The sequence below is a fragment of the Qipengyuania zhejiangensis genome, from assembly GCF_035607565.1.
GTDB classification, from domain to species: domain Bacteria; phylum Pseudomonadota; class Alphaproteobacteria; order Sphingomonadales; family Sphingomonadaceae; genus Qipengyuania; species Qipengyuania zhejiangensis.
Genome location: NZ_JAYKGO010000001.1, coordinates 1,131,468 through 1,152,070 on the forward strand (window position 1 = coordinate 1,131,468; position 20,603 = coordinate 1,152,070).

Below are 20,603 nucleotides of genomic sequence, written 5' to 3' on the forward strand. Positions count from 1 at the left end.
ATTGTCAGGCGCCGAAAGCGCCCCTGATCTTTTCGAAGAAGCCGCGGCTTTCGGGGCATTCGTCGCCGGTTTCCGTATCGCGGAACTGTTCGAGCAGTGCGCGCTGTTCCTTGCTCAACTTCGTTGGCGTTTCGACAGCGATCTCGACAACGAGGTCGCCGCGCCCACGGCCCTGAAGCACGGGCATTCCGGCACCGCGCTGGCGCAGCTGCTTGCCCGACTGGATGCCCGCCGGAATTTCGATGGTGACTTCTTCGCCATCGATATTGGGTATCTCGATAGATCCGCCCAACGCGGCCTTCGTGAAGCTGATCGGAACCCGCGTGGCGAGCGTGGTCCCTTCGCGCTGGAAAATCGAATGCGCCTTCACATGGACGAAAATGTACAGATCGCCCGAGGGCGCGCCCCGTGGTCCGGCTTCACCATTTCCTGACAGGCGGATGCGTGTGCCGGTATCGACGCCAGGAGGTATTTCGACCTCAAGCTTCTGCGGTACGTCGACCTGCCCCTGGCCCCCGCAGTCGCGGCACGGGCTGGTGATGACTTCACCGCTGCCGTGGCAGTTGGGACAGGGCCGTTCGACAACGAAGAACCCTTGCTTGGCCCTTACCTGGCCGCGACCGGCGCACAGGTTGCAGGTGCGTGCGCGGGTGCCCGGTGTTGCGCCGGACCCATGGCACGTGCCGCAGTGCTGCGACACTTCGATCTGAATTTCGGAGGATTTGCCATGAAAGGCATCTTCGAGTTCGATCTGCATATCGTAGCGAAGATCGGCGCCGCGGCGCGGTTGTGCCCGCCCGCCACCAAAGGCGCTGCCGAAGATCGTTTCGAAAATATCGCCGATATCCCCGAAATCGCCGCCCGGGTGCCCGCCGCCGGATCCGCCATTCTGGAAGGCGGCATGGCCGAAACGGTCATAGGCGGCACGCTTTTGCGGGTCCTTGAGGCATTCGTAGGCGGCGCTGATCGCCTTGAATTTGGCCTCGCTCTCGCCGCAACCGGGGTTGCGGTCGGGATGGTGCTGCATGGCAAGCTTGCGATAGGCGGACTTGATCGTCGCGCCATCGGCGGTGCGCTCTACCCCGAGCAGCTCGTAGAAATCTATTTCGGTCGCGGACATGGTTCAGATACCTAGCCGCCACCGGCGCAGATTTGCACCGGTGGCAACAGGGTTTTCATCAACGATCAGTTTTTCGCGTCTTCATCGACTTCGGAGAATTCGGCGTCGACCACCTCTTCGTCCGATGCCGTGTCACCGCTTTCACCGGCGCCGTCAGCCGGACCTTCGGCAGATGCCTTGGCCTGCTCCTGTTCGTAGATCGACTGGCCCATCTTCATGGCGACCTCGGTCAGTTCCTGGGCCGCCGCGTTGATGGCGGACGGATCGTCGGACTCGAGCGCCGTCTTGACCGCCGCAATCTTCGTCTCGACGTCGGACTTGAGCGAGGCATCGATCTTGTCGCCGTGTTCGGACAACTGCTTTTCGGTCGTGTGGACCAGGCTATCGGCCTGGTTGCGCGCTTCCGCGCCCTCACGCCGCTTCTTGTCTTCTTCCGCGAATTTTTCCGCATCCTTGACCATCTGATCGATATCGGAATCGGTAAGACCGCCGGACGCCTGGATCTTGATCTGCTGTTCCTTGCCGGTGCCCTTGTCCTTCGCGCTCACGTTCACGATGCCGTTGGCATCGATGTCGAACGTGACCTCGATCTGCGGGACACCGCGCGGTGCCGGCGGAATGCCGAGCAGGTCGAACTGGCCCAGCATCTTGTTGTCTGCCGCCATTTCGCGTTCGCCCTGGAACACGCGGATGGTCACGGCCTGCTGATTGTCTTCAGCGGTCGAATAGGTCTGCGTCTTCTTGGTCGGAATGGTGGTGTTGCGATCGATCATGCGCGTGAACACGCCGCCCAGCGTTTCGATGCCCAGCGAAAGCGGGGTAACATCGAGCAGCAGCACGTCCTTGACGTCGCCCTGAAGCACGCCAGCCTGGATCGCCGCGCCCATGGCCACGACTTCGTCGGGGTTGACGCCGGTGTGCGGCTTCTTGCCGAAGAATTCTTCGACGACTTCACGCACCTTGGGCATGCGCGTCATGCCGCCCACGAGGACGACTTCATCCACGCCGGACTTGTCGACGCCCGCATCGGCCAGTGCTTTCTTGCACGGCTCGAGCGTACGCTTGATGAGATCGCCGACGAGCTGTTCCAGCTTCGAGCGGGTGAGCGTTTCGACGAGGTGCAGCGGAGTGGTTGCGCCGCCTTCCATACGAGCGGTAATGAAGGGCAGATTGACTTCGGTTTGGGCCGAGCTGGAAAGCTCGATCTTGGCCTTTTCCGCAGCTTCCTTCAGGCGCTGGAGAGCGAGCTTGTCCGTCCGGAGATCCATGTTCTCCTTCTTCTTGAACTCATCTGCGAGATATTCGACGACGACGCCGTCGAAATCTTCACCGCCCAGGAACGTGTCGCCATTGGTCGATTTCACTTCGAAGACGCCGTCACCGATTTCGAGGATCGACACGTCGAACGTGCCGCCACCAAGGTCATAAACCGCGATGGTCTTGCCCTCGTCCTTGTCCATGCCATAGGCCAGTGCCGCTGCCGTCGGTTCGTTGATGATACGCAGGACTTCAAGGCCCGCGATCTGACCGGCATCCTTGGTTGCCTGGCGCTGAGCGTCGTTGAAGTACGCGGGAACGGTGATGACAGCCTGCGTCACGGTTTCGCCAAGATAGCTCTCGGCGGTTTCCTTCATCTTTTGCAGGATGAAGGCGGAAACCTGGCTCGGCGAATATTCTTCACCGCCAGCTTCGACCCATGCGTCGCCGTTCTTGCCCTTGACGATGTCATAGGGGACCAGTTCCATGTCCTTCTTGGTCATGGGGTCGTCGAAGCGGCGGCCGATGAGGCGCTTGATCGCAAAGAGCGTATTGTCCGGATTGGTGACCGCCTGGCGCTTGGCCGGCTGCCCGATCAGGCGCTCGTTATCCTTGGTGAAGGCGACAATCGAAGGCGTCGTGCGGGCGCCTTCCGAATTCTCGACAACCTTGGGCTTGCCCCCGTCCATCACGGCGACACAGCTGTTGGTGGTGCCGAGGTCGATACCGATTACTTTAGCCATGGATTCCCCATCAGTTTCGTTCGTTGGACGCTGCCCTGTCGGTCCCCCCAACCAGGGGCGAGACCACTCGGCAGCTCGTTACAGTGGTGTGTTACCTGGGCGATATAGGTGCGGTTTCGCTTGGCACAAGGGAGGCGCCTCGCTAGTTTTTGCAGTGTCGACAGGAGGGACACATACTCATGAAATACACGCTTCTCGCCAGCCTCGCCCTGACAGGATCTGCCATCGCACTTGCCGGGTGTTCGCAAGCGGAAACCACGCAGGAAGCCGCAGAGGGCGTCGACCAGACGGGCCTTTCGGTCACTAACGCTCGCCTCGTGCTGCCCGCCGTGGCAGGCAATCCTGCCGCCGCGTATTTCGTTGTCGAGAACACGGGCGACAAGAATTTGGCAATCCGCAGTGCGTCGATCGAGGGTGCCGGCAGCGCCCAAATTCACGAAACAGTGCAAATGAACGGCGAAATGGTCATGGGCGAAATGGGACCGCTGATGTTGACCCCGGGTGAAAAAGCCACGTTCGAACCAGGCGGCAAGCACGTCATGGCGTTCGATCTCGACCCGATGCTCGCTGCGGGCGGAACCACCGAAATGACACTGACTGTCGCGGGCGGGAAAAGCATGACTGCCGATGTGGCGATCGTGGCCGCCGGGGATGATCGCTGAACGACATGACCGATGCTGCCGGGCTGGAGATTCGGGACACGGAAGCGCCGCCTTCGTGTCCCGTCGGCGGGCAACGCGCCCTTACCACCGGCGAAGTGGACCTGTCCCGATCGGTGTTCGGTACGGCAATCGATTATGACCGTGTGACAATCCGCCGGCGCAAATGGTTTCCCTTCCAGCCACGCAAGGTCACCATGGCGCCGCGCGGCCATCTGCATTTCCATCCCGCTGGCGATGCCTATTGCGAAGATTTCGCGCTGGTAAATCCGTTGCGCCAGGGCCTTTTCATCCACGAAATGGTCCACGTCTGGCAGGTCCAGACCAAAGGCCAATGGTATCTGGTGACGCATCGGATGCCTTGGTCACGCTATGATTACTGCCTGAAACCAGGCTGGAGCCTGGAGAGATACGGTATCGAACAGCAGGCTGAAATCGTGAAACATGCTTTTCTGCTGCGCAATGGCGTGCGGTTGGCGGGCGCAGGAGATGCAGCCGCTTACGATCTTCTGGTGCGGTTTCCGGGTGCCGCGCGGAAGTAATCCACATTCCGTCATCCACCAGTGACGTAGCGTCACTTGAGTAATCCGGTATCAATGGATACGATTGCGCGCATTGACCGGGCGGCCCAACCCGCGCCCGGCGATGAGTCACCCACATGGAGCTATCTGACTACGGTATGAGCCGCGAACGCGGCTACCTTTCGCATTACGAAATTGACGAAATCGCCCTCCCGGACCAGTTCGCGCCGATCCTTCGCGCAGCGGCGCGGTTGTCGGCCCTGCTGACAAGCGGCCGCGTCCGTCACTTTCTGGACAAGTTGCCCGATCCCCAAATCACCGATTGGGCGACGACCGCACCCGAAGAAGAAGTTCGCACCGCAATGGTGCATTACTCCTTCCTGGTTCAGGCCTACGTCTGGGGCGAAGCGCAACCGCCGGCGCACCTCCCCGCCAACCTCTCGCGGCCCATGTGCGCGCTTGCGGACCGGCTCGGGCAAGCTCCACTGCTGCCCTATTCGGGCTACGTCCTCGACAATTGGTACCGGCTCGACAAATCGGAACCCGTCAGCCTCGACAACATCGGCATGTACCAGAATTTCCTCTGCGGCGAGGACGAGAACTGGTTCGTGCTGGTACACGTGGCGATCGAAGCGGAAGCGGGCGTCTTGCTCGACAACGCTGCCCGGTTGGTGGCTGTCGCCAGGGACCGGAACGAAGCGGAGGCAACCCGTTTGTTGCGCGAAATGGATGCGGCGTGGGAACGGATATATGCCCATTTCGCCCGCATGCCCGAACGCTGCGACCCCTACATGTATTTCCACCGTGTCCGCCCGTATATTCATGGCTGGGCGAACAACCCCGCGCTCGATGGCGGCCTGATCTACGAAGGCATGGACCGGTATGAGGGCAAACCGCAGGCATTTCGCGGACAGACCGGTTCGCAGTCCAGCATCGTTCCGGCGATGGATGCGCTGTTCCAGGTGGGCCACAGCGATGACCCGCTGAAGAGTTTCCTGGACGAACTGCACCACTACCGCCCCGTGCAGCACCGCCGGTTTATCGAAGATATTGCAGCCCAGTCGACGCTGCGCGATTTCGTGTCTTCGACGGACAACGCCGAACTCAAGGGCGGATTCAACGCCTGTGTCGAACAAGCGGCGCGCTTCCGCACCCGCCACCTGGAATACGCGGCGAGTTACATCAACAAGCAGGCGGGCAGCATCGCCGGAAACGACCCCGACGTGGGCACCGGTGGGACGCCTTTCATGAAATACTTAAAGAAGCACCGCGACGAAAATCGCGCACAACTGGTCTAGTTTAAGAATTGGGCAGGGAATTCTGGGACATACTTGTTGCATGAACCCCGTATTCCCTGCCGCACACTTCGAACTACCAATCGCCCGCAGCGATTTCATCGATGCCCACAACGCAGCGGATGCTGCGGTGCGGCGCTTGCTTGCGGTGTTGAACATTGGTCAGAAGCAGCTGCTCAGCCAGAATATAGACACGCTCGAGAAGGTGGCGGCAAACCCACAGTATTCGAAGCAGCGCAAGGCGAAGGTCGATATCCTGTTGGCCGAACTTCGCGGGTTTCAGGCCGTGCGCTGCGACATCGTGCATGGGCGGATGGAAGTGCTGATGGTCGACGGTTCGGCGCAGGCACTGTTCGGAAACGTTCAGAGACAACCGCCGGTTGGCGTTTGCGGCCTCCTTTTGACACTGGAGCAGATCAAGGGCTGCACCGCGCGCTTGTCCCACATCGCGATCGAGCTATCGCGACCGCTTGTACCGGCGCCCCCGAAACCTGCCGCATCAGAATAGATGGCAGCAGCGGCCATCAATCATATTTGACGCCCGCCAGGCCCTGACCGCCATCGGCGATAAACGCGTCAATCCGATCTTCGAGGACCGGCAGCGGCACGGATCCCAGCGAAAGCACAACATCGTGAAATTTGCGGATGTCGAAGGCATCGCCCAGCTGCGTTTCAGCCTTTGCACGAACACGGCGGATCGTCATTTCACCCAGCTTGTAGGCGAGCGCCTGTCCGGGCCAGCTGATATAGCGGTCGACTTCGGTGCCGACCTCATGCTGCGATAGGGCCGTCCTGGTGGCAAGATATTCGATCGCGCGCTCGCGGCTCCATCCATACTGGTGGATGCCGGTATCGATCACCAGCCGCACGGCGCGCCACATCTCGTAACTCAACCGTCCGAAGCGTTCGTACGGCGTGCGGTAGATCCCCATCTCTTCACCCAGATACTCGGTGTAAAGACCCCAGCCCTCGCCAAAACCGGAGAAATAGGTTTCGCGGCGGAAACGCGGCGCTTCCTCCTGCTCCAACGCAACGCCCGCCTGGAAGCTGTGCCCGGGAATGCATTCGTGGATGGTCAATGCGGGGATGTTGTAGAGAGGGCGCGAGGGAAGGTCGTACGTGTTCATCTGGCACGCATCCAGCCCACCGCGCCCGGCGGTGTAGAACGGCGCGATGGCAGGGTCGACAGGGCGGATGGTGAACCGGTGGCGCGGGAGAAAGCCGAAGTAATCGGCGATCACCCCGTCCACGCGTTTTGCCACATAGGCGGAAACACCCATCAGTTCATCGGGTGTCTTCGCCACGAACTGGGGGTCGGTGCGAAGAAAAACCACGAATTCGGCAAGGGTGCCGTCAAAGCCGGCGCCGTTCTTCACCGCTTCCATTTCCGCCGTGATCCGGGCGACTTCTGCCAGACCGATCTGGTGGATGTCTTCCGCGGTCATATCCAGCGTGGTGTATTCGGCGATCTGCTGCTGATAGTATTCCGCCCCGTCAGGCATGGCCGAGGCACCCAATGTCGTGCGTGTCGACGGAAGGTATTCCTGCCGGAAGAAGGTCAGGAATCCAGCATATGCAGGGGTCACGGCTTGGGAAATGGCCGCTCTGCCTTCTGTCAGAAGGCGCTGTTTATCGGCATCCGAAAACCGTTCGGGCATCTGTTCAAAGGCGCCCCAGAACGGACTTTGTTCCGGATCGTCGACCACATAGGCCGCAAGCGAAGCGTCGCGGCCTTCCAGTGTGATGCGCGGCACGCTGAATCCACGGGCCAGACCGGCACGAGCGTTAGCCTCCTGCTCGGCGAAAAAACGCGGTATGTCGCGCATCCTGCCCAGATAGCGGTCGTATTCCTCAACCGTGCCAAACCCCCTGCGCGACGCAAGGTAGCTCCAGAAATTGTTGTCGCTGTCGAATGGCATTTCCCATTCGCGGTAGCGGGCATCCCCGATTTCGGTTTGCAGCAGGTGGCGAAAGACTGCGGCGTCGATCTTGCCTTTGGGGGACAAGGCATCCCCGTCGATGCTGTCGAGATCCCCGAGCATGACCTGGGAAAATTGCGCGCGCTTGCGGTTCGCCTCTGGCGTCACCGACCACAAGCGGTCACCTGATGATGTACTGCCATTGGCTTCGATCGTCTGGCCAAAATCCTTCAGCCGTTGATCGTACCACCTGTCGGTCAGCTCCGACAGCTGGCTGTCGGCGCTTTCCTGTGCCTGTAATGGGGTGGCCGCGGCCGAGACGGCAAGGACCGCCGCTCCGAAGAATGCAGTCCTCATAGTCTCTCCCGTAACAGCCCGGTCAACCGGGCTTCTTGGCCACGCACACCATCGCGGGGCGCAGCAAGCGGTCCTTGATCATGTAGCCCGGCTGAAGTTCCTGCACGATGGTGCCGGGTTCATGGTCATCGCTGGGGACTTCCATCATTGCCTGGTGCTGGTTGGGATCCAGCGGCAGGCCGGTCGCGGCGATGCGCGTGATCCCGTTCTGGCTGAAAACCTTTTCCAGTTCGCGCTGGGTCGCTTCGATCCCGGCTATGAAGCCTTTGAGCTTTTCGTCTTCGCGGTAATCGGCGGGGATGGCATCCAGCGCGCGCGCCAAATTATCCGACACGCTCAACACGTCGCGTGCAAAGCCGGTCGCGGCATAATTGCGCGCGTCCTGAATGTCCTTTTCAAGGCGCCGACGCACATTCTGCGTTTCCGCCTTGGCGTAGAGCACGTCCTGCTTGGCCGCTTCCATGTCTTCACGAAGACTGGCCAGCGCTTCTTCGAGGCCGGTTTCATCGTCCTTGTCGTCCGCACCGTCGCGCAGGTGTTCGGGCACGCCTTCCATTTCGCGCGCCACATCGTCGTCGACCGCCTCGTTGCGCGGTTCGTTCTTGTTATCGTCAATCACCAGAAAACCCTGTCAGCCTATTCTTTTGCCCAAGGATCGGGCCGTGAAATCCACCATGGGGACGACCCGTGCGTAATTCAACCGCGTTGGCCCGATCACGCCCAACACGCCGACGACCTTTCCGTCGCGGTCGCGATAGGGCGACGCGATGACGGAAGACCCCGATAACGCGAACAGCCTGTTCTCGCTTCCGATGAAAATCCGCATGGCGTCGGCGTCCCTTGCCGATTCCAGAAGGCTTGCCACCGATTGCTTGCTTTCCAGATCGTCCAGCAGCGAGCGCACCCTCTCGATATCGTTCAGTGCCGCTTCGTCGAGGAGGTTCGCCTGGCCCCGCACGATCAAGACCGGGCGCTGGGTGGCATCCTGCGTCCATGTGGCCAATCCGCGCGTGACGAGATCCCGGCTCGCTTCGTCAAGCGCGCTGCGCCCGCTCGACACTTCCTGTTCGACCAGCTTCACGGCTTCGGCCAGTGTCCGCCCGGCGGCGTGGGCCGTGAGGTAATTGCTGGCCTGTTCGAGTGATGCACCGAGCGCGGCGACCGGAACGGTCAGTACGCGGTTTTCGACATGGCCATCCTGACCCACCAGAACGGCGAGAACGCGGTTGGCGTCGAGCGATGTCAGGGACACTTGCGCCAGGCGTGGCTCGCGGCTCGGCACCATGACCATGCCTGCGGCGCCCGAAAGGTCGGACAGAAGCGCGCTGGTCTGTTCGAGCGCCCGTTCGATCGGGCCGGGCTCTGCCATGCGCTGCTCGATCGCGGCACGCTCTTCGCGCGTCGGTTCGGCCACCTGCATCATGGCGTCGACAAACAGCCGCAGCCCGCTTTCGGTGGGCATACGGCCGGCGCTCGTGTGCGGCGCTGCCAGCAGGCCGCGTTGTTCGAGTTCCGCAAGAACGTTGCGGATCGAGGCGGGCGAAAGGTTCACGCCGCCCTCCCCCGCCAGGGCTTTTGATCCGACAGGCGATCCGCTTTCGAGATAACCTTCCACGACGAGCCGGAAGATATCCCGGGCGCGTTCGGACATGTCGGTGAGCGGTGGCGAATTCATACCGCTCTATCTAGACGCTCTGCCCAAGGTCACAAGGGTTGCGGCCCATCCGGCCTTGCTCCAAACGCAGCGCCGAGAATCGACTGCATTGGAGAAAACATGCGACCTTCAGGACGCGCGCCCGACGAGATGCGCGCAATTACGATCGAAACCGGTTTCACGAAACACGCCGAAGGCTCCTGCCTGATCAGTTTCGGCGAAACCAAGGTGCTGTGCACGGCTTCGATCGAAGAACGCCTGCCGCCATGGATGCGGGGCAAGAACGAAGGTTGGGTGACGGGCGAGTATTCGATGCTTCCCCGCGCCACGCACACCCGCGGCCAGCGCGAAGCAGCCAAGGGAAAGCAGAGCGGACGGACCCAGGAAATCCAGCGCCTGATCGGTCGCTCCCTGCGGGCAGTCGTGGACATGCGCAAACTCGGCGAGCGACAGATCACGCTGGATTGCGACGTGATCCAGGCCGACGGCGGCACGCGCACGGCGTCGATTTCGGGCGCGTGGGTTGCCTTGCGTCTGGCCGTTGACGGCCTAATGAAGTCGGGTGCCATCACGCACGACCCGATCACGGCAAAGATCGCGGCGATTTCCTGCGGTATCTACAAGGGCTCGCCAGTGCTCGACCTCGATTACCCGGAAGATTCGAACGCCGATGCCGATGCAAACTTCGTGCTGATCGAAGGCGGCAAGATTGCCGAAGCGCAGGCTACGGCGGAAGGCGCCCCTTACGACGAGGAAGGATTCCTGCGACTTCTGCGTCTGGCCCAGATCGGCTGCGCGCAGATCTTCAAGGCCCAGGAAGAGGCCACCCGTTCATGACGCGGCGGCTCGGGTCGGGATCACTGGTGATTGCCACGCATAACGCGGGCAAGCTGAAGGAGATTTCCGCATTGCTCGAGCCGTATGGGATCAAGTGCATCTCCGCAGGTTCGCTCGGCTTGCCGGAACCTGCGGAGACCGGCACCACCTTCGTCCAGAACGCGCTGATAAAGGCCCGCGCGGCGGCAGAAGCATCGGGGCTCGTTGCCCTCGCCGATGACAGCGGCCTGTCGGTCGCCGCACTCGGCGGACGTCCGGGCGTCTACACGGCCGACTGGGCCGAACGGCAATGGTTCGAGGGCGAACCCGGTCGTGACTGGTACATGGCCATGGGCAAGGTGGAAGGCATGCTCCAGCAAGAAGGCGCGGATGTCGACCGATCCTGCGCCTTCCATTGCGTGCTTGCCCTTGCCTGGCCCGATGGCGAATACGCCGTATACCAAGGGACCGCGCCGGGCAGCCTTACCTGGCCGCCGAAGGGGACGATGGGTTTCGGATACGATCCGGTGTTCGTGCCGGTCGGGCGATCAGAATCCTTTGCGGAACTTGATCCGGCCGAGAAACACGCGATCAGCCACCGCGCCGATGCGTTTGCCAAACTGGTTGCGGATCAGTTCGGCTGATCGATCAGTAGGCCTTGCGGCCCCACACATTGCCCGCTGGCCAGTACCGGCAAACCAGAACATCGTTGCCGCGCGCCGTCACCACCGCACAGCCGACTTCCTGCGTGTCGCGCCACACGATCTGGGTGTAATGCGCCACGTCGGCCCACTTGCCGGTACGCGAGATATCCGGGAAATTGCCGTGCCGGTAGTACTTGCGTTCATCGATGAAGAGGCCGACCATCGTCTCGATCGGCCATATCCCTGCCGTTCCCATCCACAGGTTCTCGCCCGTTCCGTTGCGGGTTTTTTTATCCGCATGCTCGATGCGACCCTTGCGGGAAAGCTCGTGCGCCCACCGTTCCGCTTCCCGTTCAAGATGGATGTTCCACTTGAGCGCGGGCAGCTTGAGCCGGTTGCGTTCGGCATTGTGAAGCTCGAGAATGCGCGCTGCCCTGTGCAGATCCGATGACTCGCGCGCCGACGTCTCGCTTGCGGCCATGCCGCCCAGCGTGGCACATAGCATTGCAACAGCGCCGACCAGCGGCGCGACCCGTTTTTTTGACCCGTCCATGGCTCGTTATTCTCGCCATGCGGCTTAATTTTTCCTGAAGGCTACCTTGGCACGCGCACTCTACATCCATTGGCCATTCTGCCTCGCGAAATGTCCTTACTGCGACTTCAACAGCCACGTGCGTGACGGTGCGGATATTGCGGCGTGGGAGGCTTCGCTGCTTGCCGACATGCGTCACGAAGCCGCTCACATCGGCACTCAGGAAAAGCTCGCAAGTATCTTTTTTGGTGGAGGAACTCCTTCACTCATGCCGCCCGCCCTAGTGGAAATCCTGCTTCGCGAAGCGCACACGCTTTGGGGCTTCGAGGACGGCATCGAGATTACGCTCGAAGCCAATCCTTCTTCCGTGGAAGCGGCCAATTTCGCCGCCCTGGCCCGGGCCGGGGTGAACCGCGTTTCGCTGGGTGTGCAAAGTTTGCGGGACGAAACGCTCCGTTTTCTCGGCAGGTTGCATGGCGCCGAAGAAGCGCTGCGCGCGATCGAGACGGCGCAAGCGCATTTCGGCCGGGTCTCGATCGACCTTATCTATGCGCGCCCGGGCCAGAATGATGCCCAGTGGCGCACCGAATTGGGCGAAGCCTTGAAGCTCGGCACCGATCACATGTCGCTTTATCAGCTCACCATCGAACCCGCGACGCGCTTCGCCACCGACGTGCGGCGCGGGGAATTCACCCCTCTCGATGATGATCGCGCCGCCGATCTGTTTGCCGTCACCCGCGAGATGACCGATCAGGCGGGCTTACCGGCATACGAAATCAGCAACCACGCCCGAGCCGGTCAGGAAAGCCGCCATAACCTTACCTACTGGCGCTATCAGGATTACCTCGGGATCGGTCCTGGCGCGCATGGACGGCGCGGCGGCTCCGCCACCGTCCGCCATCGCAAGCCGGAAAACTACCTCGCGGCGGTGGCCGATCACGCGCACGGCATTGCCGAAGAACGTTTGTTGCAATTGCGCGAGCAGGCGTCCGAAGCCCTGTTGATGGGTCTGAGGCTGGCAGAAGGAATTGACCTGCCGAGCCTGGCCAGCCGCTTTGGCGTCAACACCGAAGCTCTCATCGATGACCGTAAGCTGGCCCTGTATCGGGATCTCGGGCTGACGTGGCAGGATGGATCGGGCCGGATTGGCGTCACGCCGCAAGGAATGCCCTTGCTCGATGCGCTTCTGGGTGAATTGGTCAACGAGGACCTGGTTACGCCTTGACCAAGCACGACCTTCTGGAAGCATGGCACAATCACCTTGCGCTCGCGCAGCGCCGATCACCGCATACCGTGCGGGCCTATGGAAAGGCGGCGGAGCGGCTTCTGACGGGGATGAAACTGTCGCGATGGGATGACGTCGCCGACGTCACGGCAACTCGCCTGCGGACACATCTGGCGTCACGCCGGAGTGATGGTCTTTCGAACGCATCTGCCGCGCGTGAACTTTCTGCGCTGAAGGGTTTCATCGGTTTTGCCCGCGCCCAGGCAGGCCACGAGAAAACCGATGCGCCGCGTCTGCGTGGCCCCCGGATCAAGAAAGGTCTGCCCCGCCCCGTGACGCCTGACGACGCGCTGGGCCTCGCCGATACCGTGGAGGAATTGGCCGCGGCCGAATGGATTGGCGCGCGCGATCGGGCAGTTCTGTTGCTGCTCTACGGAGCCGGAATGCGAATTGCCGAGGCCCTCTCGCTGAAAAGCGGTGATGTGCCGCTGGGAGAACGGTTCACGGTTACGGGCAAAGGCGGGAAGCAGCGGGTCGTCCCCCTGCTACCCGTCGTGCGGGAAGCGGTGGCACAATACGCCGCGGTATGCCCGTGGACCCTGTCTGCAGACGATGCCCTATTTCGCGGAGCCAAGGGAGGCCCTCTGGGCCAGGGAGCCGTGCAAAAAGCCACCGCCAGGGCAAGGAAGGCCATGGGCCTCCCCGATACCGCCACCCCGCACGCCCTGCGCCACAGTTTCGCAACCCATTTGCTGGGCGCCGGGGCGGATTTGAGAAGCCTTCAGGAATTGCTTGGCCACGCCAGTCTCGGTTCGACGCAAATCTACACCAAGGTAGATGCTGCAACCCTGCTCGATACCTATCGCAGCGCCCACCCCCGCGAACGCAGCTGATTACATCGCCGCGTGGCGCCGTTCGATCGCATCCCAGATCAGGGATGGGGTATCGGTTCCGTTGAACTTGTCGATCGCCACGATGCCGGTGGGGCTGGTGACGTTGATTTCGGTCAGCCATTGGCCGCCGATCACGTCGATCCCCACGAACACCAGCCCCCGCCGTTTCAATTCGGGGCCCATCGCCGCGCAGATTTCCTCTTCGCGTTCGGTCAGGGTGGTCGGCTCGGCAAATCCGCCTTGGGCAAGGTTGGAACGAAACTCACCTTCGCCTGGGAAGCGATTGATTGCGCCGGCAAATTCCCCGTCGATCAACACGATCCGCTTGTCACCTTCCGCCACTTCGGGAAGGAAGGGCTGGACCATGTGCGGTTCGGGCCATGTCTGATTGAACACCTCGGACAAGGCGGAAAGATTGGTTCCATCGGCATCGATCCGGAAAATTGCCTTGCCGCCGTTTCCGTGGAGCGGCTTCACCACCACCGAACCGTGTTTGCGGTGGAACTGGCGAATATCCTCCAGTTCCCGGGCAACCAGCGTCGGGGGCATGTATTGCTGGTAATCCAGAACGAACATCTTTTCCGGCGCGTTCACCACCTCGCGCGGGTCGTTGACCACCAGGGTCGTGCCTTTCAAACGGTCCAGCAACAGCGCGGAACTGATATACCCCAGATGGAACGGGGGATCCTGACGCATCAGCACCACGTCGATAGCGCGGGCCAGATCGATCCGTCGCCGCTCACCGGTGGTGAAGTGATCACCGACCACCCGCTGAACCGTTACCGGTGCGGCATGGGCCGTAATCAGGCCATGCCGCGTGCCATCGCTTTCGTAGGCCAACGATGCCACGTCATAATGCCAGACCTCGTGCCCCCGGGCCTGAGCGGCAAGCATGAGCGCGAACGAGCTGTCGCCAGCGATATTGATGGATTCGAGCGGGTCCATCTGGACGGCGATGCGTAACGGCATGCGATACTCCTCAGGGCTGCCAGGCGTTGGCGATGTGGCGAGGGAACGCGCCGGGTGCAAGCAGGATCACGTCAATGCGGATATCTTCGCCCCCGGTTGCGAAACGGTGTGCCACCGCTTCGGCCGCTGCGGCCACCCGTGCGAGCCGGTGTTCGTCGATCGCGTGGTCCAGATCCTCTGCCTTGCGGCGCCATTTGACTTCGACGAACGCGACAAGATTGCCGCGCCTGGCAACAAGGTCGATTTCGCCGGCGGGTGTCCTGACCCGTTCGCCAAGAATGTGCCAGCCCTTGGCCCTCAGCCAGAACGCCGCCCGCCGCTCGCCGTCACGGCCGCTTTTCTCCGCCAACTGGCGCTTCATTCGCGGCGAAGTTCCATTGCGCGGGCGTAGAGTGCCTTACGGTCAAGCCCGGTCGCCTTGGCCACTTGCGCTGCCGCCTGCGACGTTTTCATGGTCTCGAGCGCCTCGAGCAGCATCGCATCGGCATCTTCCTCGCTGGCCGCGAAGGCGACGGGCGGACCGACCAGAAGCACTATTTCACCTCTCGGCGGATTGGCTTCGAAATAGGCTATCAATCCGTGCGGCAAGCCCCGCCGCAATTCTTCGTGCAGCTTCGTCAGTTCGCGCGCCACGGCGACTTCGCGATTGGGCAGGACTTCGGCGACGGCTTCGAGAGATTTCGTCAGGCGCGGAGATGTCTCGTAGAAGACCAGCGTCGTGTCGATCGCCGCCAATTCGGCCAGCATGTCCCGGCGGGCCTTGTCCTTGCTGGGCAGGAAGCCGGCAAACAGGAACCGATCGTTCGGAAGGCCCGACAACGTCAGGGCGGTGATGGCCGCACAGGGGCCCGGCAGGGCGGTGACCGGTATCCCTTCGGCCCGACAATCGTTGACCAACCGGTATCCCGGATCGCTGACCAGCGGCGTTCCGGCATCGCTGACCAGCGCCACGGCGCGGTCACGCATCGATTCCAGCAACCGCGTGCGATCCCGGTGTTCGCTGTGATCGTCATACCGCCACATGGGTTTTGAAATGCCCAGATGCTTGAGCAGCTTGCCCGTAACCCGTGTGTCCTCGCAGGCAATCCCGTCGCAGCGCGTCAGGATGTCTATCGCGCGCATGGTGATATCGCCAAGGTTGCCGATTGGGGTCGCAACGATATAGAGCCCCGGATTAAGGCATTTTTCGGGATGGGTGGTATCGTTCACCCTACCCCCATGAACCATGGATGAGGGACGCGGCAAGATGAAGCGCTGGACTATCGACCGTCGTGCAATCGTGACAGCGGTGCTTGCCGCCTTGCTGGCGGGGTGCGCGGTCATACCCAAGGGAGCCGATCGTCCGGCGCCGGTGGACACGGCACCGACCGCCGGCCCCAGCGACACTGCCCTGCCCGAAGACCAGACGCGTCACCGCGTGGCGTTGCTCGTCCCTATGTCGGGCGACAATGGTAACGTGGGTCAGGCAATCGCCAATGCCACCACCATGGCGCTGCTCGACACGAACGCCAGCAACCTGCGGATCACGACCTATGACACGGCAGACGGACCCGAAGCCGCCGCGCGCCGTGCAGTTGCCGAAGGCAACAAGCTCATCCTTGGCCCGCTTCTCGGCACCAACATTCCTTCGGTTCTTTCGATTGCAAGGCCGGCGGACGTTCCGGTAATTTCGTTTTCCAACGACACCAACGCCTCGGGCCCCGATGTCTTCATCATGGGCCATGTGCCCGAACAATCGATCATGCGGACGGTTGAATATGCGCGCGCACGCGGGTCGCAGAATTTCGCGGTTATCGCACCCGACGGGGATTATGGCACCCGCGCCGAGGAAGCGATGCGCCGCGCCACGGCAACCTACGGCGGCAGCGTGGTCTGGACCGAACGGTACTCCCGCGGGAACACATCCATCGTCAGCGCGGCCGAACGGCTGAAGGCGCACGGTGGATACGATACCGTCCTGATCGCCGAAGGGGCCCGTCTGTCGGCGCAGGCGGCCGGTATTCTCAAACCGAACGGCACGGGCACGGCAAAGCTTCTCGGCACAGAATTGTGGAGCGGGGAAAGCTCCATCACGCGGGCCTCGGCCATGCGGGGGGCGTGGTTTTCCGCTGTATCCGATCTGCGATACAAACGGTTTGTCGACAGTTACGAAGCCCGCTTCGGAAGTCAGCCTTACCGCATCGCCACACTTGGTTACGATGCCGTTCTCCTGACCTTGCGTGTCGCGCGTGACTGGAAGGTGGGCCGCAATTTCCCGCTGAACCAATTGCGCAGCGAGGACGGGTTCCTGGGTCTGGACGGCGCCTTCAGGTTCGCTCGCAGCGGGGTTGTCGAACGGGCGTTCGAAGTCCGCGAGGTCCGCAACAACGAGATCGTCGTGGTGGACAACGCGCCCGCCGGCTTCTGAGCAAGGCGGATAACCTTGCGCCTGCGCTTGTAAGCGATCCTTCCAGCGCGATATTGGCAGATCCATGTCCGACGATCTTTTCGAGAACACGCCCGCATCGAGCGGCGATTACGACGCATCATCGATTGAAGTCCTCGAGGGGCTCGAACCGGTGCGCCGTCGGCCGGGCATGTATATCGGCGGGACCGACGACCGTGCGTTGCACCATCTGGTCGCCGAAGTGCTCGACAACGCGATGGACGAAGCGGTTGCCGGACACGCCACGCGCATCGAAATCCGTGTGGACGAAGGCAACCGAATTACCATAGCCGACAACGGTCGTGGGATACCCGTTGCCGAGCACCCGAAATATCCGGGCAAGTCGACGCTGGAGGTCATCCTCACCACGCTCCACTCTGGCGGCAAATTCTCGGGCAAGGCCTATGCGACCAGCGGCGGACTTCACGGCGTCGGCGTAAGCGTGGTGAACGCGCTGTCCGACGAGACGCGCGTCGAAGTTGCGCGCGATCGGCAGTTGTACGCCCAGGAATTTTCACGAGGTGTAGCAACCGGGCCGCTGCAGGAATTGGGCCCCACGCCAAACCGCCGCGGCACCACCGTCAGCTTCCGGCCGGACGAAGAAATTTTCGGGGATCGCAAGTTCAGCCCCAAACGGCTGTTCAAGCTTGCCCGGTCGAAGGCCTATCTTTTTGCCGGCGTAGAAATCCGCTGGAAATGCGCGCCTGCGCTGGCGAGCGATGACATTCCCGAAGAGGCCGTGTTCAAATTTCCGGGTGGCCTCGCCGACCATCTGGCCGAACAGTTGAACGGACGCGAATGCGTCACCTCTCAACCGTTCGCCGGGAGCCAGGATTTTCCGGACGAACAGGGGCGCGTCGAATGGGCCATCGCCTGGCCCCTGTTTTCGGACGGTTCGACCAGCTGGTATTGCAACACCGTACCCACCCCCGATGGCGGTACGCATGAACAAGGCTTGCGCGCTGCGCTCACCAAGGGGCTGCGCGCATTCGGCGAACTCACCAGTACGAAAAAGGCGAAGGATCTTTCAGCCGACGACGTGATGGTCGGCGCGGAAGTCATGTTGAGCGTGTTCATCCGTGACCCCCAGTTCCAGAGCCAGACCAAGGACCGCCTCACCAGCCCCGAGGCCGCCCGCCTGGTGGAAAACGCGGTGCGCGATCATTTCGACCACTTCCTGACCGACAACATGGACCGCGGCAAGGCGCTGCTGGGCCAGGTGATGGAGCGCATGGACGAACGCCTGCGCCGCAAGCAGGAACGCGAGGTCAAACGCAAGACCGCGACCAACGCCAAGAAGCTGCGCCTGCCCGGCAAGCTGACCGATTGTTCGGGTGAAGGCGATGGCGAAACCGAACTGTTCATCGTCGAAGGCGATTCCGCCGGCGGCAGCGCCAAACAGGCGCGCAACCGGAAGACGCAAGCCATTTTGCCGATCCGCGGCAAGATCCTCAACGTTGCCAGCGCCACCGCTGACAAGATCCGCGCCAACAGCGAAATCGCCGATCTGACGCTGGCGATGGGCTGCGGCACCCGCAAGGATTGCGACCCGGAAGCGCTGCGGTACGACCGTATCGTCATCATGACCGACGCGGACGTCGACGGTGCCCACATCGCGACCTTGCTGATGACGTTTTTCTTCCAGGAAATGCCTGACGTCGTGCGCGGTGGGCATCTCTATCTCGCCCAGCCCCCGCTCTATCGCCTCACTGCCGGCAAGGAGAGCCGCTACGCACGTGACGATGCCCATCGCAAGGAACTGGAGGAAACGGTTTTCAAGGGCAGGAAGGTCGATGTGGGACGCTTCAAGGGCCTTGGCGAAATGAACCCGGCGCAGCTGCGCGAGACCACGATGAACCCGGCAAGTCGCAGTCTGATCCGCATCACGCTGCCGCAGGAGTTCGAGCAGCGTGCTGTCGTGAAAGAGCTGGTCGATCAGCTGATGGGGCGCAATCCGGAACACCGGTTCAATTTCATTCAGAACAACGCCGGTGAATTCGACCGCGAGAAGATCGACGCCTAGCCTGCGGCAGGATCGATCGGTTCAGCCGCGAAAATCTCGATCTTGGGCGGGGCTGCCGTCATCTTGCCGATGTCGCGGATGAAAGCGCCCGATTCAGGAACCGCAAAATGCGCGCGCACCGCGTCCGCATCGATCCACTTTTCGAAGAAGTGCATACGCGTGGGCGTTTCGCCATCGATATAGCAATTGTGCGCGATGCATCCGGGCTCGCTGCGCGAGCGCGCCGAATGTTCGCAGCCGAGACGGATGGCCTCATCGCGATGATCGGGAAGCAAATCAGCCGAACCGGTGATGATGATCATTTTTCTTCCCTTGTGTGAATGTGAAGCTGCCCCTCCAACGTTCGGTGGATAGGGCATTTGTCCGCAATTTCGAGGAGCCGGACACGCTGATCGTTGTCCAGCAGATCGCCCGACACGGTGATGACGCGATTGAGAGCCTGCATGGGCTTGCCCTCGTGCATTGCGGTAACGTGGTCGCAAGCTGCGTCATGTTCGCGCTCGTGCGTTACGTGGACCGCAACACCTTCCAGCGGCCAACCCTTGCGGTCGGCGTACATCTTCATCGTCATCGCCGTGCACGTACCCAGCGCCGCGTTCAAAAGATCGTAAGGTGTCGGTCCGCTGTCGTCCCCGCCGTCGCTGCGGGGTTCGTCCGCGATGAAGCGATGGGTCCTGGTGTGAACCTCGGTGCCGAACTTCCCATGACCGGTCATTGCAACAACCCCGTCTGCGGGCATCGGCCAATCGTCGCGCAGCGGCAAATAGCGGGCCGCCCACGTGGCGATCATGGATGCTGCGAAACGCGCATCGCCTTCATCCAGCAGAAGATGATCGGCGCCTTCAAGACTCACGAAGCTCTTGGGGTGCTTAGCCGCCCGGAAAAGAACGCTCGCATGGTCAATCCCGACGACGCTGTCCGTCGGTGAATGCAGGAACAGCATCGGCTTGCGAAGGCGGGCAACCTCGGCGAGCAGATCGGTGTTCTCCACCTTCTCGATGAATTCCTTGCTGATGCGAAATTCGCGCCCCGCGATGCGGACAGGTCCGGTCCCGTCAGTCCGAATTGTATCGATGTCACCTTCGATGCTGCCCAGGACATGGGGCACATCGCTCGGTGCGCCGATGGTCGCGATGGCGGCGACGTTTGCAGCCCCCAGATCGTCCGCGGCTGCCAGCACGGCGGCCCCGCCCAAGCTGTGCCCCACCATCAGGATCGGTTGGGAAAAACGTTCGATGAGTAGCTGAGCCGCATCGACCAGGTCGTCTACATCGGTTGCAAAGCCGGCCCGACCGAATTCGCCCTCGCTTCCCCCCAGACCGGTAAAGTCGAACCGAAGGGTGGCGATGCCTTCTGCGGCGAGCGCGCGCGCGACCGCCACGGCCGCGCGGCTCTGCTTCGTGCAGGTGAAGCAATGCGCGAACAAGGCTGCGCCGAGCACCAGCCCGGTCGGCATCTCCAGCGATCCTTCAAGCCGGTGCCCTGCCCTGGTCGTGATCGAAAGAGTCTCTGTCGGCATCGTTACTCCGCATTTTTTTTCTGCATGTGTGT

The 20,603-nt window shown here is 61.9% G+C and carries 21 protein-coding genes; 10 read left to right on the plus strand and 11 right to left on the minus strand.

Features of this window, described 5'->3' with window-relative positions; all coding sequences use genetic code 11:
* Nucleotides 1-4: 4 nt before the first annotated feature.
* The gene (gene dnaJ / locus VR863_RS05415; RefSeq protein ID WP_324827412.1) at nt 5-1,120 is read right to left on the minus strand and encodes a molecular chaperone DnaJ; all 1,116 of its coding nucleotides are present in this window, start codon (nt 1,118-1,120) and stop codon (nt 5-7) included.
* Between the two features lie 65 nt (nt 1,121-1,185).
* Nucleotides 1,186-3,120: a molecular chaperone DnaK gene (gene dnaK / locus VR863_RS05420; protein WP_324827413.1), complete on the minus strand. Its 1,935-nt coding sequence runs from the start codon at nt 3,118-3,120 to the stop codon at nt 1,186-1,188.
* Nucleotides 3,121-3,299: 179 nt separating this feature from the next.
* Here dnaK and VR863_RS05425 point away from each other — a divergent pair, with 179 nt between their 5' ends.
* The 4 genes from VR863_RS05425 (at nt 3,300) to VR863_RS05440 (ending at nt 6,103) form a co-directional block, all read left to right on the plus strand.
* Nucleotides 3,300-3,782 carry a copper chaperone PCu(A)C gene (locus VR863_RS05425; protein WP_324827414.1) on the plus strand — a complete coding sequence of 161 codons (483 nt, stop codon included), beginning with the start codon at nt 3,300-3,302 and terminating at the stop codon, nt 3,780-3,782.
* Between the two features lie 5 nt (nt 3,783-3,787).
* A complete protein-coding gene (locus tag VR863_RS05430) occupies nt 3,788-4,321 on the plus strand; it encodes a vgr related protein (RefSeq protein ID WP_324827415.1) in 534 nt (177 codons plus the stop codon).
* 116 nt (nt 4,322-4,437) lie between these two features.
* Complete coding sequence (locus VR863_RS05435) at nt 4,438-5,598, plus strand: PrnB family protein (protein ID WP_324827416.1); 1,161 nt, start codon at nt 4,438-4,440, stop codon at nt 5,596-5,598.
* A 40-nt stretch (nt 5,599-5,638) separates the two neighbouring features.
* The gene (locus VR863_RS05440; protein WP_324827417.1) at nt 5,639-6,103 is read left to right on the plus strand and encodes a hypothetical protein; all 465 of its coding nucleotides are present in this window, start codon (nt 5,639-5,641) and stop codon (nt 6,101-6,103) included.
* A 16-nt stretch (nt 6,104-6,119) separates the two neighbouring features.
* Here VR863_RS05440 and VR863_RS05445 read toward each other — a convergent pair whose 3' ends face one another.
* The 3 genes from VR863_RS05445 to hrcA are packed head-to-tail and all read right to left on the minus strand — an operon-like array spanning nt 6,120 to nt 9,546.
* Entirely contained in the window at nt 6,120-7,871 is a 1,752-nt protein-coding gene (locus VR863_RS05445; protein WP_324827418.1) for a DUF885 domain-containing protein, read from the minus strand.
* A 22-nt stretch (nt 7,872-7,893) separates the two neighbouring features.
* Complete coding sequence (gene grpE / locus VR863_RS05450; protein WP_434784965.1) at nt 7,894-8,490, minus strand: nucleotide exchange factor GrpE; 597 nt, start codon at nt 8,488-8,490, stop codon at nt 7,894-7,896.
* Between the two features lie 12 nt (nt 8,491-8,502).
* On the minus strand, nt 8,503-9,546 hold the full coding sequence (gene hrcA / locus VR863_RS05455) for a heat-inducible transcriptional repressor HrcA (RefSeq protein WP_324827419.1): 1,044 nt from the start codon (nt 9,544-9,546) through the stop codon (nt 8,503-8,505).
* A 99-nt stretch (nt 9,547-9,645) separates the two neighbouring features.
* Here hrcA and rph point away from each other — a divergent pair, with 99 nt between their 5' ends.
* Entirely contained in the window at nt 9,646-10,362 is a 717-nt protein-coding gene (gene rph / locus VR863_RS05460) for a ribonuclease PH (protein WP_324827420.1), read from the plus strand.
* Nucleotides 10,359-10,985: an RdgB/HAM1 family non-canonical purine NTP pyrophosphatase gene (gene rdgB / locus VR863_RS05465; RefSeq protein ID WP_324827421.1), complete on the plus strand. Its 627-nt coding sequence runs from the start codon at nt 10,359-10,361 to the stop codon at nt 10,983-10,985. Before rph ends, rdgB begins: the two co-directional genes overlap by 4 nt.
* 4 nt (nt 10,986-10,989) lie before the next feature.
* On the opposite strand, the gene VR863_RS05470 is transcribed toward rdgB, so the two are convergent.
* Nucleotides 10,990-11,538: a CAP domain-containing protein gene (locus VR863_RS05470; RefSeq protein WP_324827422.1), complete on the minus strand. Its 549-nt coding sequence runs from the start codon at nt 11,536-11,538 to the stop codon at nt 10,990-10,992.
* A gap of 46 nt (nt 11,539-11,584) precedes the next feature.
* On the opposite strand from VR863_RS05470, the gene hemW reads away from it, so the two are divergent.
* Nucleotides 11,585-12,742: a radical SAM family heme chaperone HemW gene (gene hemW / locus VR863_RS05475; protein ID WP_324827423.1), complete on the plus strand. Its 1,158-nt coding sequence runs from the start codon at nt 11,585-11,587 to the stop codon at nt 12,740-12,742.
* On the plus strand, nt 12,739-13,635 hold the full coding sequence (locus VR863_RS05480) for a tyrosine recombinase XerC (protein ID WP_324827424.1): 897 nt from the start codon (nt 12,739-12,741) through the stop codon (nt 13,633-13,635). Before hemW ends, VR863_RS05480 begins: the two co-directional genes overlap by 4 nt.
* On the opposite strand, the gene gshB is transcribed toward VR863_RS05480, so the two are convergent.
* The 3 genes from gshB to rsmI are packed head-to-tail and all read right to left on the minus strand — an operon-like array spanning nt 13,636 to nt 15,831.
* The gene (gene gshB, locus VR863_RS05485; RefSeq protein ID WP_324827425.1) at nt 13,636-14,604 is read right to left on the minus strand and encodes a glutathione synthase; all 969 of its coding nucleotides are present in this window, start codon (nt 14,602-14,604) and stop codon (nt 13,636-13,638) included.
* 10 nt (nt 14,605-14,614) lie between these two features.
* On the minus strand, nt 14,615-14,965 hold the full coding sequence (locus tag VR863_RS05490) for a YraN family protein (protein WP_324827426.1): 351 nt from the start codon (nt 14,963-14,965) through the stop codon (nt 14,615-14,617).
* Complete coding sequence (gene rsmI / locus VR863_RS05495; protein WP_324827427.1) at nt 14,962-15,831, minus strand: 16S rRNA (cytidine(1402)-2'-O)-methyltransferase; 870 nt, start codon at nt 15,829-15,831, stop codon at nt 14,962-14,964. The genes VR863_RS05490 and rsmI overlap by 4 nt, the downstream gene beginning before the upstream one ends.
* Before the next feature lie 19 nt (nt 15,832-15,850).
* On the opposite strand from rsmI, the gene VR863_RS05500 reads away from it, so the two are divergent.
* Both VR863_RS05500 and parE read left to right on the plus strand, forming a co-directional pair.
* Nucleotides 15,851-17,011 (plus strand): penicillin-binding protein activator, encoded by a 1,161-nt coding sequence (locus tag VR863_RS05500; protein ID WP_324827428.1) that lies wholly within the window; start codon nt 15,851-15,853, stop codon nt 17,009-17,011.
* A 64-nt stretch (nt 17,012-17,075) separates the two neighbouring features.
* A complete protein-coding gene (gene parE, locus VR863_RS05505) occupies nt 17,076-19,052 on the plus strand; it encodes a DNA topoisomerase IV subunit B (RefSeq protein WP_324827429.1) in 1,977 nt (658 codons plus the stop codon).
* Here the strand turns inward: parE and VR863_RS05510 are convergent.
* Together VR863_RS05510 and VR863_RS05515 are read right to left on the minus strand one after the other, a co-directional pair.
* The gene (locus tag VR863_RS05510; RefSeq protein ID WP_324827430.1) at nt 19,049-19,354 is read right to left on the minus strand and encodes a putative quinol monooxygenase; all 306 of its coding nucleotides are present in this window, start codon (nt 19,352-19,354) and stop codon (nt 19,049-19,051) included. The two genes, parE and VR863_RS05510, sit on opposite strands and share 4 nt — an antisense overlap.
* The gene (locus tag VR863_RS05515; protein WP_324827431.1) at nt 19,351-20,571 is read right to left on the minus strand and encodes a bifunctional alpha/beta hydrolase/OsmC family protein; all 1,221 of its coding nucleotides are present in this window, start codon (nt 20,569-20,571) and stop codon (nt 19,351-19,353) included. The genes VR863_RS05510 and VR863_RS05515 overlap by 4 nt, the downstream gene beginning before the upstream one ends.
* Between the last annotated feature and the right edge of the window lie 32 nt (nt 20,572-20,603).